General features: G+C 70.4%; 11 protein-coding genes. 4 read left to right on the top strand and 7 right to left on the bottom strand.

Features of this window, described 5'->3' with window-relative positions:
• Window positions 1-8: 8 nt before the first annotated feature.
• Both ACZ3II_RS26925 and ACZ3II_RS26920 read right to left on the bottom strand, forming a co-directional pair.
• Window positions 9-1,838 (bottom strand): hypothetical protein, encoded by a 1,830-nt coding sequence (locus tag ACZ3II_RS26925; RefSeq protein WP_465520518.1) that lies wholly within the window; start codon window positions 1,836-1,838, stop codon window positions 9-11.
• The gene (locus ACZ3II_RS26920; protein WP_465520517.1) at window positions 1,835-2,593 is read right to left on the bottom strand and encodes an ABC transporter ATP-binding protein; all 759 of its coding nucleotides are present in this window, start codon (window positions 2,591-2,593) and stop codon (window positions 1,835-1,837) included. The genes ACZ3II_RS26925 and ACZ3II_RS26920 overlap by 4 nt, the downstream gene beginning before the upstream one ends.
• 96 nt (window positions 2,594-2,689) lie before the next feature.
• On the opposite strand from ACZ3II_RS26920, the gene ACZ3II_RS26915 reads away from it, so the two are divergent.
• Window positions 2,690-4,573, top strand: a complete 1,884-nt coding sequence (locus ACZ3II_RS26915) for a zinc metalloprotease (protein WP_465520516.1) — start codon at window positions 2,690-2,692, stop codon at window positions 4,571-4,573.
• Window positions 4,574-4,609: 36 nt separating this feature from the next.
• On the opposite strand, the gene ACZ3II_RS26910 is transcribed toward ACZ3II_RS26915, so the two are convergent.
• Window positions 4,610-4,978 carry a MerR family DNA-binding transcriptional regulator gene (locus ACZ3II_RS26910; RefSeq protein WP_465520515.1) on the bottom strand — a complete coding sequence of 123 codons (369 nt, stop codon included), beginning with the start codon at window positions 4,976-4,978 and terminating at the stop codon, window positions 4,610-4,612.
• Window positions 4,979-5,040: 62 nt separating this feature from the next.
• Between ACZ3II_RS26910 and ACZ3II_RS26905 the strand changes: the two genes are divergently transcribed.
• Entirely contained in the window at window positions 5,041-5,646 is a 606-nt protein-coding gene (locus ACZ3II_RS26905; RefSeq protein ID WP_465520514.1) for an NADPH-dependent FMN reductase, read from the top strand.
• Entirely contained in the window at window positions 5,595-7,136 is a 1,542-nt protein-coding gene (locus ACZ3II_RS26900; RefSeq protein WP_465520513.1) for a DHA2 family efflux MFS transporter permease subunit, read from the top strand. The genes ACZ3II_RS26905 and ACZ3II_RS26900 overlap by 52 nt, the downstream gene beginning before the upstream one ends.
• A 192-nt stretch (window positions 7,137-7,328) precedes the next feature.
• Here the strand turns inward: ACZ3II_RS26900 and ACZ3II_RS26895 are convergent, their stop codons facing one another.
• From ACZ3II_RS26895 to ACZ3II_RS26880, 4 genes are all read right to left on the bottom strand, one after another.
• On the bottom strand, window positions 7,329-8,246 hold the full coding sequence (locus ACZ3II_RS26895; RefSeq protein WP_465520512.1) for a carbohydrate ABC transporter permease: 918 nt from the start codon (window positions 8,244-8,246) through the stop codon (window positions 7,329-7,331).
• Window positions 8,246-9,181 carry a carbohydrate ABC transporter permease gene (locus tag ACZ3II_RS26890; RefSeq protein WP_465520653.1) on the bottom strand — a complete coding sequence of 312 codons (936 nt, stop codon included), beginning with the start codon at window positions 9,179-9,181 and terminating at the stop codon, window positions 8,246-8,248. The genes ACZ3II_RS26895 and ACZ3II_RS26890 overlap by 1 nt, the downstream gene beginning before the upstream one ends.
• Before the next feature lie 157 nt (window positions 9,182-9,338).
• The gene (locus ACZ3II_RS26885; protein WP_465520511.1) at window positions 9,339-10,706 is read right to left on the bottom strand and encodes an ABC transporter substrate-binding protein; all 1,368 of its coding nucleotides are present in this window, start codon (window positions 10,704-10,706) and stop codon (window positions 9,339-9,341) included.
• Window positions 10,707-11,096: 390 nt separating this feature from the next.
• Window positions 11,097-12,461, bottom strand: a complete 1,365-nt coding sequence (locus tag ACZ3II_RS26880; RefSeq protein ID WP_465520510.1) for a UDP-glucose dehydrogenase family protein — start codon at window positions 12,459-12,461, stop codon at window positions 11,097-11,099.
• A 323-nt stretch (window positions 12,462-12,784) separates the two neighbouring features.
• Between ACZ3II_RS26880 and ACZ3II_RS26875 the strand changes: the two genes are divergently transcribed.
• Window positions 12,785-15,424 (top strand): cellulose binding domain-containing protein, encoded by a 2,640-nt coding sequence (locus ACZ3II_RS26875; RefSeq protein ID WP_465520509.1) that lies wholly within the window; start codon window positions 12,785-12,787, stop codon window positions 15,422-15,424.
• Window positions 15,425-15,470: the final 46 nt, after the last annotated feature.

Below are 15,470 nucleotides of genomic sequence, written 5' to 3'. Positions count from 1 at the left end.
CCGCGGCCTCAGGCGGTGGTGGGACGGGGGCGGCGGCCCCACAGGACGAGGCCGGTCAGCAGCATCGCGCCGCCGAGGGCGACCATCGCGACAGCCGTGCCGGTCCGGGCGCCGCCGGACAGGTGCGAGGCCACGATCCAGCCGCCGGAGATGTCGAACACCAGCACCATCAGTCCTTGCGGGACGACCGGGATCCAGCCCACGGTCAGCAGGCCCAGCGCCCACGCGGTCGCCCGGTTCTCCCGGTACCACGCGGCGTCCAGCTTCAGCGGGATCGGCGTCTCCGGCGCCCGGGTGCGCTGCCCGGCCGCGGTGAGGACCTCAGCGCCCCGGTTGGCCAGCCGGTCGTCGGCGAGCCAGGCGCCACCGGCCCAGGCGGCCACCCCGGCCGCGACGCCGAGCAGCGGCGCCACCCACGCCGTCCCGCCGGGCCCCCAGATCAGCCAGGCCATCGGCACGGCGGCGGCGACCAGGCCGCCACCGCTGGCGACCAGCACGCTGACGATGTCGGTCGGATTGTCGGCCGCGGTGGGATGCCGCGCGTCGGGCACCGGCCGGACCCGCAGCAGCGACACCCACACCGGCACTGTCGCGCCGGCCCCGAGCACGGCGGGCAGTACCGCGAGCGCGGGCAGCGGGTCGGCACCGGGTGCGGCGACGATGCCGGCGACGGTCAGCAGCACCGCGATCGGCGTGATCAGAATCAGCCAGGCGGCGGCACGGCCCCGGACCTCGGCGCGTTCCCCGGCGGGCATGGTGAGGGGCATCCACAGCGCGGTGCCGTCCAGCCCGACCAGTCCCGCCGACATGGCCGCCGCCCACAGCGCGGTGAACACCCCCGCCCACGGCGCCAGCAGTGCGATGCCGTCGAGCAGCGGCAGGCCGGCCAGCAGCGCCCCGTAGACCACGGCGAACGTCAGGTACTGCAGGCGCAGCGGGTGCCGCGCCCATGTCCGCAGTTCCCGGCCGGCCACCGCCCACATCGGCCCGGCGCCCCACCGTCCGCCGGGGACACGCCGCGGGCCGGCGGTGGTCACGGCGGGCTTCGCGGCTCGCGGCAGCCGGGGCCGCCAGGAGGTGCGGGCGACGAGGGTACGGCGGACCAGCGCGACATATCCCGCGATGACGACGGCGGCGACCGCCGTGAGCCCGAGGAGCAGCCCGGCGGCATGCGGTGCCGTCCCGCCCGCCGCGGACAGCGGCCAGCTGCCCGGGAAGTACGCCAGCCAGCGCACGACGTGCTCCGGCGCGCCGTCCAGCAGATCGGTGATCCACGGCGCGACCGCCCACACCGACCCCAGCACACCCATGACCGTGCCGGTGAACGCGCCGGTCAGGATCGCCCCGGCCGGCCCACCGGCGTGCCCGATCGCCTCGAGCGCGAGCGCCGACCCGGCGAGCCCGATCAGCCACAGCAGCAGCGCGCCGAGCCCGGCGGCGAGCACCGCGCCCGGTCCGCCGGAGGAGGTGGCCGCGTGCACCGGCAGCGCGGCGAGGGCCACGAGGGACACCAGCGGCCCGATCCCGACCGCTGACGCGAGCAGCAGGCCGGCCGCGGCGCTCAGGCTGCCGATCGGTTCCAGGCGCAGGTGCGACGGGCGGACCCGGCCGCGCCCGCCGCCGAGCATCAGGGGGAGCACGATCCACCCGAGCACCCACGTGCCGGCCAGGATGGAGAGGGTGTGGCGGTCCCCGTACGCCGCGTAGTGAATCAGCCAGCCGGCCGCGAGCAGGCCGGCCAGCGCGGCCACCGCCGGCGCGGGGTTCTCGCGCAGCGAGCGCCGCAGCATGACCGCCCGCATCTGAGAGGGGGTGACGATCCCGCCGGCGACGCTCACCGGACCAGCCACGACAGGCCGTCGGCGCCGGACGTCTCGGCGCCGACGAGTTCGACGAAGCGGTCCTCGAGGGGGAGGCCGCCGGCCACCTCGGCGACCGTGCCGGCCGCGACCACGGCGCCCTGGTGGATGACGGTGACCTCGTCGCACATCTGCTCGACCAGCATCATCGAGTGGGTGGAGAGCACGCAGGTGCCACCACTGTCGACGAAGCGGCGCAGCACCCGCCGGATGCTCGCCGCGGACACCGGGTCGACGGCCTCGAACGGCTCGTCGAGCACCAGCAGCCGGGGCGCGTGCAGCAGCGCCTGGGCCAGGCCGACCTTCTTGCGGTTGCCGGTGGAGCAGTCGGCGAGCGGGGTGGCGGCGGCCTTGACCAGGCCGAGGACCTCGATCAGCTCGGTGACCCGGTCGGCCGCGGCGGCGCGGGACAGGCCGCGCAGCCCGGCGCTGTACCGCAGCAGTTCCGCTCCGGTGAGCCGTTCCGGCAGGTCCAGGCCGTCCGGCAGCACCCCGGTCAGGGCGCGGGCGGCGGCCCGGTCGCGCAGCGCGTCGTGGCCGAGGATGCTGATCTCCCCGGCGTCCGGGACGATCAGCCCGACGGCCATGCCGATGGTGGTCGACTTGCCGGCGCCGTTGGGGCCGACGATCCCGTGGAACGTGCCCTGACGAACGGTCAGGTCGACCCCGTTCACCGCCCGGAAGGTTCCGAAATTCTTGCGAAGCTGACGTATTTCCAATGCTGGGGACGGCATGGCCGTCAGCGTAATCAATACGAGACACGCGGGGGTTCCCCTGGGTATTCGTAGATGGAAATGTGTCTCCTCATGGGATGGAGAAGGTCTTTCACCGTGACGGTCGTCGCGGTCCTCCTCGGGGCGACGGCGGGACCCGCCGCCTCCGCGGGGGCCGCACCGTCGCTCGGCTATCTGCAGCCGGGCGGCCAGCCGCGCCTCGTCGAGAAGGTGCCGGTCAACGTGGTGTTCGTCGGCTACGAGCCGGAGCAGGTCGCGAAGAGCGCCTTCACGGCCGAGCTGGCGAGCGGGTACGAGCCGGTGGTCCGTTCCCGGCTGTGGTACGGCGTGACCGAGAAGCTCGGCATCACCTACAAGTACGACTACAAACTCACGTACACCGGCAAGTCGTACGAGGACAGGTTCTTCCAGCAGCTCGGCAAGCTGGCCAAGCCGGCCCCGCTCACCGACTACCAGCAGGCCTACAACGACCAGGCGAAGAACGTCCTGGACATTCCGAGCAACCACACCATCGACGCGCCGAGCGTGGAGAAGTGGCTGGCCTTCAACCCGCCGGCCGGTGTCGACACCCGCCGCAACACCGTCTTCTTCGTGAACTGGTACGGCCGCTCCGACTTCAAGCACCACGTCTACACCAAGATCGGTGAGCCGGACCCGGACACCGGCAACGACTTCGGCGCCGTACGCGAGAGCCGCAAGATGATCGCCTGGGGCGGTACCACCGCCGACGACGAGGAGACCGGCCTCGGCGCCACCCGGCGGGTCTGGTTCCACGACCTGTCGGCCGGCCCCGAGGCGTGGACGGCCAACTACGACGTCGACAACGCCGACGTGGACGGCGACGGCGTGCCGGACTACCGGATGCCGCCGATCTGGGAGTACGCCGCCAACGGCTTCCGTGCCCCCGCGGCGCTGGCCGGCGACCTCGGCAAGATCACCCGGTACGTGGCGCTGAACCTGCTCTTCACCACCTCGCCGCTGTACCCGGTGGAGCTGCCGACGGCCTGGCCGCCGAAGACCCTCGACCTGGACAGCAACACCTACGAGGGCTGGCCGGGCGTCGACGCGTCGAAGCAGTACATCAAGCCCGGGCTGCTCGTCGACGAGCTGTCCGAGCTGCGCTGGCGCAACCGGTTCTCGCAGGATCAGCAGGACCTGCCGTTCGACGCGAAGGCCGAGGAGTGCTACCTCGGCTACCTCAACGGCGACAACCCGTGCTACCCGGACACCGACCTGCCGGCGAGCGCGAACCTGTTCATCTACAACAACCGCAACCTGGACCGGGCGCTCGACGACCAGGGCCGGGTCGACCACGAGATCCCGATGTTCAACTACGCGGTCGGGCCGGGCGTCGGCACGCCGGGCCTCGGCGTGGCTGACGACAACTGGGTCGACGGCACCCAGTCGTACGTGTTCTCGTTCATCTCCCCGGAGATCGTCGAACTCGGGTACGGCCTGACCACCACCCAGATCCACGAGGTCGGCCACCACCTGGGCCTGAGCCACCCGCACGACGGTTACGACAGCGCGACCGGTGTCGCCTACGGCGCCGGCGGCGAGTTCTTCTTCGTCAACGCCGGCGACGAGAACAACTCGATCATGAGCTACATCGATGTCAACTGGGACTTCAGCCAGTTCGACCGGGACAACAGCGACCGGTTCCTGACCGCCGCCTACTGGGAGGCCGCGAACCGTCTCGCCGCGACCGTCCCGGCCGGCAAGGGCAGGCTCGCGCTGAAGGCCGCCGACGCCCTGCTCGGCGGCGCCTCCAAGGCGTTCGCCGCGCACGACTACCGGGCCGCCTACGTCCTCGCCGAGAAGGCGTACGACACGGTCGCCGCCATCCCCGGTGTCGACACCAAGGGTGTCTCGGCCGCGCTGAAGGCCGAGGCGGACGCCGCCCGGACCAGCAGCAAGGTGCACGACCCGCACGAGTTCATCGACACCCTGGGCCCGGAGAGCCCGCGCAGCCAGCCGTGACGATCCGCCGGCCCCGGGTCTCCCGGGGCCGGCGGCTCACATCTGGCAGAGTTTCCCGCCGGACCGCATCTCCTCGAGGTTCGCGCGCAGCGCCGCCAGCCGTTCCTCGGCCTCCCGGATCAGGGTGTCGGCGATCCGGCCCCAGTCCTCGGGAGCGGGATCCTCGGGCAGCGCGGCGAAGACCTCGGTGATCTCCCGGACGGTCAGGCCGACCCGCTGCGCGACCTTCGCCACCCGGATGCGGCAGGCCGCGTCCGTGCTGAACCGGCGCTGGTCACCGGCGGTGCGCACGGCCCGGATGACGCCGTGCTGCTCATAGAACCGGACGGCCGACGAGGCGACGCCGCCGGCCGCCGCGACCTCGCCGACAGTGAGCGTGTAAGTGGTCTGCGCTGGTGCGGTCATGACGTCATCCTGCTCCACCGAGCGCTTGACTTCAACATTGGTTGAAGCCCGAGCCTGTGGTCATGACTGAGACATCCTTCGCGGAACCACCCATCACCGTGCCGGGCCGGGAGCCGCTGCGGATCGCGGTGATCGCCGCCAGCGTCCGCGAGCAGCGGGTCGGCCGTGCCGTCGCGGAATGGGCGGCGTTCCGCGCGGCCGGCGCGGCCTTCGAGGTCGATCTGATCGACTGCGCCGAGGCCGGCCTGCCCGATGACGGACGGCTGAGCCCGGGCGGCAGCGCCGGCTCCCCGCTGTCGGACCGGCTCGCCGCCGCCGACGCGTACCTGTTCGTCACCCCGGAGTACAACCACAGCTATCCGGCCGGCCTGAAACGGCTCATCGACTGGCACTACCGGGAGTGGATGTTCAAACCGGCCACCGTGCTGTCCTACGGCGTCCAGGGCGGACTGCTCGCCACCGAGCACCTGCGCGCCGTCTTCGCCGAACTGCACATGGTCACCACCCGGCGGGTCGTCGGGCTGGCGCAGCCGTGGACGAACCTCGGCCCGGCAGGCTACACCCCGCCCGAGGACGTGGCCGGTGCTCTCGACGCGGCCCTGCACGAGGTGCGGTGGTGGGCGGGACTGCTGCGGACGGCGCGGCGCGAGCAGCCGTACGCCCGCTGATGAGCGCCGTGGGAACCGGCCGGACGGCTGCGGGCCTGGACCGGCGGACCCGGGCGATCGGATTGAGCCTGGCGCTCGGCGGCCTGATGGTGGTCGTCGACACGACGGTGACCGCGGTGGCCGTCCCGGCGATCGTCGCCGGACTGGACGTGCCGTTGCCGGCCGCCCAGTGGGCCACGATCGCGTACCTGCTCGGGCTGGTCGCGGTGATCCCGCTCGCCGCCTGGGCGATGGACCGCTTCGGCGCCCGCCGCGTCTACCTGGTGGCGCTGCTGGTCTTCACCGTCTTCTCGGCGCTGGTCGGGCTGGCCTGGGGCATGGTGTCGCTGGCGGTGTTCCGGTTCCTGCAGGGACTCGGCGGGGGCCTGCTGAATCCGGTGGCGATGGCGATCGGGTTGCGGGCGGCGCCCCGGGAGGCGCGCGGCCGGCTGATGAGCCTGCTGGTGCTGCCGCTGGTGATCGGCCCGGTGGCCGGTCCGCTGCTGGCCGGATGGCTGATCGACACGGCCTCCTGGCGCTGGATCTTCCTGATCAACATCCCGGTCGGCGTGCTCGCCCTGGTGGTGTGCGCCCGCGTCCTGCCGTCCGGCGACGGCCCGCCGGCGCGCCGCCCGGTGGACTGGACCGGCCTGCTGCTGCTCTCCGGCGGGGCGGTGCTCCTGGTGCTCGGCGGAACCCTCCTCGACCGGCCGTTCGGCCCGGTGCTCGCGGCCGGCGCGGGGCTGCTGGTGACCGGGGCGGGCATGCTCGCCGGGTTCGTGCGGCGGGCCCGGCACCTCGATCATCCCCTGGTCGATCTGCGGCTGCTGCGGCACCAGCCGGTCCGGGCCGGGCTCGGCGTGCTGAACACTCTCGGTCCGGCCTACTTCGGGACGATGACGGTGTTGCCGCTGTACGTGCTCGGGGTACGGGGCGATCCGGCGACGCTGATCGGGCTTCTCACGCTGCCGTCCGCGATCACGGTCGGGGTGGTGGCGCAGATCGCGACCCGGCTCGTCGACCGGGTCCCGGCGCGGCGGATCATCCTGACCGGTACGGGTCTCGGCGCGGCCGGGGGAGCGGCACTCCTCGCCGCCACCGTCACCGACGCCGGCTATCCGTGGATCGTGGCAGGGTCGATGCTGCTCAGCGCGGGTTCCGGGGCGACCCTGATGCCGACGATGACGGTCTCGCTGCGGGACCTCGACCAGGCCGAGACGCCCCGGGGCACCACACTGTTCGCGCTGGCCCAGCAGTTGTCGTCGGCGGTGGGCGGCGCGGTCGTGGCGATCACGCTCAGCATGTCGGTCGCGGCCCGGCTGCCGGGTGGCGTGAGCGGGATGCTGGCTCTGGACCCGGTGGCGCGGGCGGCGGCACAACCGGACCTCGCGGCGGCGGTCGGCGCCGCGTACCTCCTGCCCGTGATCCTGCTGGCCCTGAGCTGCCTGATCGCCGCCCGTTCCGTCCGGTTGGTCGTGGGAGCTGTCCCGACCGGGTCGAGACAGCCCTGAGAACCAGCCGGGGGTGACCGGGACGGGCATGCATGACCCGCACCCGCGGAACGGCGGTAAGGGGACGCCTGCCGTGGCCGCCGCGAGTCACGGGACGGTGCGTGGCCCGTACCTCAGCATGGGGTTGATCGTCAGCGAAATGGTGAGGGCCGCACCGGAGATCCGGCGCGGCCCTCGGTGACGTGCGGGGTGTCAGCCCTTGACGCTGCCCGCGAGCAGCCCTCTCACGAAGTAGCGCTGGAGCAGCAGGAACACCGTGACCGGGACGATCATGGAGACGAACGCGCCGGCCGACAGCAGGTACCACGCGGTGCCGCGGGTGCCCGTCATGTTCGACAGCTGCACCGTGATCGGGGAGATCTGCGGCCCGGTGAAGGTCAGCGCGACCAGCAGGTCGTTCCACACCCAGAGGAACTGGAAGATGCCGAACGCGGCCAGCGCCGGGGTCAGCAGCGGCAGCAGCACCCGGAAGAAGATCGACACGTGGCCCGCGCCGTCGATCCGGGCCGCCTCGATGAGGCTGGACGGCACTTCCTTGATGAAGTTGTGCAGCAGGTAGATCGCCAGCGGCAGCGCGAACGTCGAGTGCGCCAGCCAGACCGTCCAGAACGTGCCGGCCAGATCGATGTCGACGAAGAACGTCAACAGCGGGATCAGCGTGACCTGCAGCGGCACGATCTGCAGCGCGAAGATCACGATGAACAGGAGGTTCTTGCCGGGGAAGTTCATCCAGGCGAACGCGTACGCCGCGAGCGACGCCAGGAACAGCGGGATCAGCACCGAGGGGATGGTGATGACCAGCGAGTTCAGGAAGTAGTCGGCCAGGTTGACGCCGCCGTCCCCGCCGCCGAAGACCGCCTCGTAGTTCTCGAAGGTCACCAGCGGGTTGGAGAAGAACGTCCACCAGCCCGTCTTCTTGATGTCCGCCTCGGGCCGGAACGACGTGATCAGCAGGCCGAACGTCGGCAGGGTCCAGAGGACCGCGATGACGATCGCGGCCAGCGACGCCCACGGCGACGAGAGCTTCTTCTTCGCGGCGGCCGCCGGGGTGGCGACCTTCTTGACGGCTCCGCCGACCGGCGCTGTGGTGATGGGTGCTTCGGTGGTCATCACGCCTCCGAACGGCGAAGCTGGCGGATGTTGTACACGACGATCGGGATCACGAGGATGAACAGCACGACCGCGAGCGCCGAGCCGAAGCCACGGTCGCCGGTGCGGATGGCCTGGCTGTAGAACTCGTTGGCGATCACGCTCGTCTCGAACCGGCCACCGGTCATGGTCTGCACGATGTCGAAGACCTTGAGGGTGCCGATGGCGATGGTGGTCAGCACGACCACGAGGGCCGGCCGGATCGCCGGGACCGTGACGAACCGGAACATGCCCCACGGGGTGACGCCGTCGAGCCGGGCCGCCTCCACGATGTCGTCCGGGATCGCCTTGATGGCCGCCGACAGCACGGTCATCGCGAAACCGGCCTGGATCCAGATCATGATCACGATGAGCAGGAAAGTGTTGAGCGGCGAGTCGATCAGCAGCTGCTGCGGCTTGCCGCCGAACAGCACGATGATCTGGTTGATCACACCGATCTGCTTGATGTTGCCCTGGTCGGGGCGGTACTCGTACATGAACTTCCAGATGACCGTCGCCGCCACGCCGGAGATCGCCATCGGCAGGAAGATCAGCGCCTTGGCGAACGACTCACCCTTGGCCTTGTCGACCAGGATCGCGTAGAGCAGGCCGATGCCGGTGGCCGCGAACGGCGTCACCAGCACCCAGAAGAACGTGTTGCGGAGTACGAGTCGCTGGTCCGGATCCTCGATGATCCGCTGGTAGTTGTCGAGCCCGATGAAGTTGTTCAGCGAGGCGTCGAAGAACGACTGGTAGATGGTCCGCAGACCGGGGTAGAGCAGCCCGACGCTCAGCATGATCACGACGGGGGCGAGATAGAGGGCGGCGACCGCCCGATCGCTCTTGCCGGTGAACCGGCTGGCGATGAACAGGATCAGGCCGACGACGGCGGCGAACAACAAGATCGCTGCGACCATCTGCAGCAACTTGTCGCTGGTGGTGGAGGCGGTGGTGAACACGCGGCCCGTTCCTCCCTGGCGAGTTTCCAGTAAGGGGTATCAGTGAAGAACAAAAGTGATCGGACTGCCAGGGGCCGGTCGGGTATGTCCCGACCGGCCCCTGTGTGCTAACCGATTACTTCGGCCACGATGCTTCGATCTTGTCGAGCGTGGTCTTGGTGTCCTGGCCGGTGATCCACTTGGTGGTCTCCTTCCAGAAGGAGTTCGCGCCGACCGCGGCGGGCATCATGTCGGACGCGTCGAAGCGGAAGGTCGCCTTCGGGTTGAGCAGGATCTCGGCGGACAGCTTGTCGACCGGGTTCTGCAGGTTCGCCGGGTCCAGGCCCTTGTTGGCGGTCACCCAGCCGGACGAGACCTTGGCCTTGGCGTTGGCCCAGGTGTCGCTGGACAGGTAGGTCTGGAACGCCTTGACCTCGGGACGGTCGGCGAACGCGAGGGTGAACTCGCCACCACCGAGGACCGGGGCGCTGTCGGCGGTCTCACCCGGCAGGTAGAAGGCGAAGACGTCGCCGTCCGGGCCCACCTTCGCGGTCTTCGGGAAGTTGGCCGCGTAGAACGAGGCCTGGCGGTGCAGCGAGCACTCGCCCTCGAGGATCGGCAGGCCGCCGTCCTGGAAGGTGGTGCTGGCGATGCTCTTGACGTCGCCGAGACCGCCGTTGACGTACTTGTCGTTCTTCAGGTACTCACCGACGGCGTCGAGGGCCTTGGTGGCCTCGGGGCCGTTGAAGGGGATCTCGTGCTTCAGCCACTTGTCGTAGGTCTCCGGGCCGGAGAGCCGCAGCATGAAGTCTTCCATCCAGTCGGTGAGCGGCCAGCCGGTCGCCTCACCGGAGTTGATGCCGGCGCACCACGGCTTCTTGCCGTCGGTCACCATCTTGTCGGTGAGGGTCTTCAGCTCCGCCAGGGTCTTCGGCTCGGCGTAACCGCTGTCCTTGAACTCCTTCGGGGAGTACCACACCAGCGACTTGACGTTGGCGCCCAGCGGGGCGGCGTAGAACTTGCCGCCGACGGTGCCGTACGCCTTCCAGTCGGCGCCCCAGAACTTGTCGACGTTCGCGGCGACCTCGGCCGGAGCCTCCTTGGCCTTGCCGGTGTCGACGAGGCGCTGGAGCAGACCCGGCTGCGGCACGAAGGCCAGGTCGGGCGCGTTGCCGGCCTCGGCGCGGACCAGGATCTGCGTCTCGAAGGCCTTGTCGCCCTCGTACTTCACCGTGACGCCGGTGCACTGCTCGAAGGGCTTGTAGGACTCCTTGTGCGGGGTGTCCTCCGGGGTCACGATGCCCGTGTAGATCGAGACCTCTTTGCCGGTCAGGTCGCCGAACGCCTTGTACGGCGTGCAGTCGATGGCGGCCAGCGAGGTCGCGCCGGTGCCCGGCTCCTCGTCCTTGCTGTCACCGCACGCACTGAGACCGAAGACGAGGCCCATGCTGAGGGCCCCGGCGATCGCGACCCGCGAACGCGAACTCCCACGATGAACGAACATACCGCTCCCTATGTCATAGCGCCTCCGGCGTCTTGCGACGCCGCCGTCCGAAGCGCTTCTTGACCAACAGTCAAGAGGTAACCGGCAAGTTGCGCAATGATTTCAGCGCGATCGAGTCGGTAACGATATCGCTGCGACCCACCGGCACCTTAACCGGTTAAGAAGATTGGCGGAAGAGCCTACCGGTATCCGACTCTCACTGCGCTGACTTACCCGGATTTATCCAGACTAAACGGTTATCCCGTATGGTGTGAGTCGGTTTTGTTGGGGCCTCGTGGGAACCTATGCGCTTATCCGTCACTACAGCCCCAAAAAGGAACCGCCGCGGCAGCCGGCAGGCCGCCACGGCGGTGAGGTGGCGAACTCACGGACGCCACACGGTAAGGGGGTCTAACCGGCGACCGCCACGTAACGGTAGCCGAGACGGCGCATCCGGTCCGGGTCGAGCACGTGCCGGCCGTCGAGCAGGATCGGCGTGCGCATCAGGCCGACGAACTTCGACCAGTCCAGCTCGAGGTACTGGGCCCATTCGGTCACCAGCACCACGGCGTCGCAGTCGGCGAACACGTCGTCGATGGTCGGGCTGAGGTAGGCCGCGAGCTCCGGCTGCTCGGCGCGGAACCGCTCGGCCGCCACCGGGTCGTGCAGCTTGACCCGGGCGCCCCGGGCGATCAGCGAGTTCGCGATGTCGAGCGCGGGCGCGTCGCGCAGATCGTCGGTGTTCGGCTTGAACGCCAGCCCCAGCAGGCCGATCTTGCGGCCCTTCAGGATGCGCAGCTCGTCCTGGAGGCGCTCGACGGCGATCGCGCGCTGCCGGCTGTTCACCTCGCGGGCGGCCTTCACGATCGGCATCTCGAGGTTGTACTCGGCGGCGGTGGCGATCAGCGCCTTGGTGTCCTTGCCGAAGCAGGACCCGCCCCAGCCGACGCCGGGCTGCAGGAACCGCGAGCCGATCCGCTGGTCAAGGCCCATGCCGCGGGCCACCTCGGTGATGTCGGCGCCCACCTTGGCGGCGAGCTGGCCGATCTCGTTCGCATAGCTGATCTTCAGGGCCAGGAACGCGTTGGCCGCGTACTTGATCAGCTCGGCGGAGGCCAGGTCGGTGGAGACCAGCGGGACCGCGTTGGCGTCCTCCGGGCGCGGCAGGAAGCTCGGCGCGGTGAAGGTCTGGTTGATGATCGGCCGGTAGAGGCGGTTGAGCACCTCGAGGCTGCGCGGGTTGTCCGAGCCGATGACGATCCGGTCGGGGTAGAGGGTGTCGGCGATCGCGTTGCCCTCGCGCAGGAACTCCGGGTTCGACGCGACGGCGAACTCGACGCCGGCCGGGCGGTCCTCCCTGGTCGCGAAGGAGTCGCGCAGGATCGCGTCGACCCAGTTGCCACTGCCGATCGGCACGGTCGACTTGTTGACCACCACGGTGAAGTCGTGGTCGAGGGCGTGCGCGACGCTCTCGGCGGCACTGCGCAGGTAGCGAAGGTCGGGGCTGCCGTCCGCGGCCGACGGCGTCTGCACCGCCACGAAGACCACGTCGGCGCCGGGCACGCCCTCCGCGTACGAGGTGGTGAACGTCAGGTTCGGCGCGGCCTCCGCGAGCAGGTCCTCCATCCCGGGCTCGTAGATCGGGCACTTCCCGGCACGCAGCATGTCGACCTTGGCCTGGTCGAGGTCCACACAGGTGACCTCGTGACCGAGGAAGGCCAGGCTGACGCCCGTGGTCAGGCCGACATAGCCGGTACCGACAACGCAAACCTTCATGCAATCTCCTCCACCGCTACGCCGGACCGCGGTCACGCCACGTGTTCGGATCGTGGCTCAACCGGCCTCTTCCCGGCCCGGCCGGCCGGCTCCTCGGCTGGTTCCGGCCTGCGTGTTCCGGCCGAATGATACACACGCGACTCGCCTCTTATTTGTCACTGAATGTCGTCTTCATGCCCCTGGCCTCCCGCGCTCGAACCGAGCGTCGCGGAGTGTGGCCCAACTGTCACCAAGAGATTTCCGGCTCTTGACATGAAGATGACATCGGCAGACGCTTCTGGGAGCGCTCCCACTCATGCTTCTCGATGAAAGGGTCCTTCTCGATGCGAAGGTTCCCCGGCGTCGCGATCGTCGCCGCCCTCGCGACCGCCGTCACGGCGGTCGCCGTCGCCTCCGGCCCACACCTGGCTGCCGCCGCCCCCGCGGAGCCCTACACCTGGCAGAACGTCCGGATCGACGGCGGCGGGTTCGTCCCCGGCATCGTCTTCAACCGGGGCGAGAAGGACCTCGTGTACGCCCGGACCGACATCGGCGGCGCCTACCGCTGGAGTCAGGCCACGCAGAGCTGGACCCCGTTGCTGGACTGGGTGGGCCAGGACGACTGGGGCCACAACGGGGTGCTCAGCATCGCCACCGACCCGGTCGACACCGGCCGGGTCTACGCCGCCGTCGGCATGTACACCAACTCCTGGGACCCCAACAACGGCGCGATCCTGCGCTCCAGGGACAAGGGCGCCACCTGGCAGCGGACCATGCTGCCGTTCAAGGTCGGCGGCAACATGCCCGGCCGCGGCATGGGGGAGCGGCTCGCCGTCGACCCGCGGGACAACCGGAAGGTCTATTTCGCCGCGGAGGGTGGGAACGGACTCTGGCGCAGCACCGACTACGGCGCCACCTGGGCCGAGGTGTCCAACTTCCCGAACGCCGGCAACTACGTGGCCGACCCGTCCGACACCAGCGGGTACCAGAGCCAGAACCAGGGACTGACCTGGGTCACCTTCGACCCGGCGTCACCGGCGGTCTACGTCGGCGTGGCGGACAAGGAGAACCCGGTCTACCGGTCGCTGGACTCCGGGGCGACGTGGGAGCGGATCCCCGGCCAGCCGACCGGGTATCTGGCGCACAAGGGCGTGGTGGACGGCAGGTACCTGTTCATCGCCACCAGCGACACCGGCGGGCCGTACGACGGCGCCGCCGGCCAGGTCGCCCGGCTGGACACCGGCACCGGCGTGTGGACCGACATCTCGCCGACCCCGGCCGCCGACCGCTACTACGGGTACTCCGGACTGACCGTGGACCGGCAGAAGCCCGGCACGCTGATGGTCGCCACCCAGATCTCCTGGTGGCCGGACGCGATCTTCTTCCGGAGCACCGACTACGGCGCCACCTGGACCCGGATCTGGGACTGGAACGGCTACCCGAGCCAGACGAAGCGCTACACCATGGACATCTCGGCGAACCCGTGGCTGGACTTCAACGGCAACCCCAGCCCGCCGGAGACCGCCCCGAAGCTCGGCTGGATGAACGAGAGCCTGGAGATCGACCCGTTCGACTCCGACCGGCTGCTCTACGGCACCGGCGCGACCCTGTACGGCACCACCCAGCTGACCAACTGGGACTCCAACACCACGTTCGCCATCAAGCCGTTCGCGAAGGGCATCGAGGAGACCGCGGTCCTCGACCTGGCCAGCCCGCCGTCCGGGGCGCCGCTGGTCAGCGCCCTCGGCGACGTCGGCGGCTTCCACCACGCCGACCTGGACACGGTGCAGCCGAGCTTCCACGACAGCCCGGCGCTGGGCAGCAACACCGGCCTCGACTTCGCCGAGCTGAACCCGGCGTTCTTCGTCCGGGTCGGCAACGCCGAGGCGGCGCCGCACATCGGCGTCTCCACCGACGGCGGCAAGAACTGGTACCCGGGCCAGGAGCCGTCCGGCGTCACCGGCGGAGGCACGGTCGCGGTCGGCGCCGACGCCACCGCGGTGGTCTGGTCGCCGGTAGGCGCCGGCGTGCACTACTCGACCACCCGGGGCAGCACCTGGACCGCCGCCACCGGCATCCCCGCCGGGGCCAAGGTCGAGAGCGACCGGGCCGACCCCAAGACCTTCTACGGGTACGCCGCCGGCACGTTCTACACCTCCACCGACGGCGGGGCGACCTTCACCGCCTCCGGCGCCGCCATGCCCACCGCGGGCCGGGTCAACCTGAAGGCCGTGCCCGGCGCCGCCGGTGAGGTGTGGCTGGCGGGCGAGACCGGCCTGCTGCGCTCCACCGACTCCGGGAAGACCTTCGCGACCGTCGGCGGCGGCGTGACCGAGGGGATCAACGTCGCCTTCGGCAAGGCCGCCCCCGGCGCCACCAGCCCCGCGGTGTTCCTGGTCGGCACGGTCGACGGCGTGGACGGCGTGTTCCGCTCCGACGACAGCGGCGCGGCCTGGGTGCGGATCAACGACGACAAGCACCGGTACGGCAACGCCGGTGACGCCCTGGCCGGTGACCCGCGGATCTACGGCCGGGTCTACCTGGGCACCAACGGCCGCGGCATCCTCTACGCCGACCGGCAGGGCGGCCCGTCCAGCCCGACCCCGTCGACCTCCGTCCCGGTGTCGCCCTCGATCCCGGTCTCCCCGTCGATCTCCGTCTCGCCCAGCACGTCCACCGGCTGCACCGCCACCTACCGGGTGACCGGCCAGTGGACCGGCGGCTTCCAGGGTGAGGTCACCGTCACGAACAACGGCGCGTCCGCCACCACCGGCTGGAAGGTCGGCTGGACCTATCCGAGCGGGCAGAAGGTCACGCAGAGCTGGGGCGGCGCCGCCACCCAGTCCGGCACGGCGGTCAGCGTCGTCAACGCCGGTTACAACGGCACCCTCGCGTCCGGGGCGTCCACCACGTTCGGATTCCTCGGCAGCACCACCGGCACCAACCCCGTCCCGTCCCCGATCACCTGTTCCACCACCCCGTAGGCCGGGCCCCGGCGGCTGTGTTGAGTTCGGGCGCGCATAGCGGCCG

This window comes from Actinoplanes sp. NPDC019969, from assembly GCF_055562375.1.
The sequence above is the reverse complement of the archived record's forward strand: the minus strand, read 5'-3'. Positions and strand labels throughout refer to the sequence as shown.

Coding starts and splice junctions, on each gene's coding strand:
- ACZ3II_RS26920 (WP_465520517.1), bottom strand. CDS start 2,593: ATGCCGTCCCCAGCATTGGAAATACGTCAGCTTCGCAAGAATTTCGGA.
- ACZ3II_RS26910 (WP_465520515.1), bottom strand. CDS start 4,978: ATGACCGCACCAGCGCAGACCACTTACACGCTCACTGTCGGCGAGGTC.
- ACZ3II_RS26905 (WP_465520514.1), top strand. CDS start 5,041: ATGACTGAGACATCCTTCGCGGAACCACCCATCACCGTGCCGGGCCGG.
- ACZ3II_RS26895 (WP_465520512.1), bottom strand. CDS start 8,246: ATGACCACCGAAGCACCCATCACCACAGCGCCGGTCGGCGGAGCCGTC.
- ACZ3II_RS26890 (WP_465520653.1), bottom strand. CDS start 9,181: ATGGTCGCAGCGATCTTGTTGTTCGCCGCCGTCGTCGGCCTGATCCTG.
- ACZ3II_RS26885 (WP_465520511.1), bottom strand. CDS start 10,706: ATGTTCGTTCATCGTGGGAGTTCGCGTTCGCGGGTCGCGATCGCCGGG.
- ACZ3II_RS26880 (WP_465520510.1), bottom strand. CDS start 12,461: ATGAAGGTTTGCGTTGTCGGTACCGGCTATGTCGGCCTGACCACGGGC.
- ACZ3II_RS26875 (WP_465520509.1), top strand. CDS start 12,785: ATGCGAAGGTTCCCCGGCGTCGCGATCGTCGCCGCCCTCGCGACCGCC.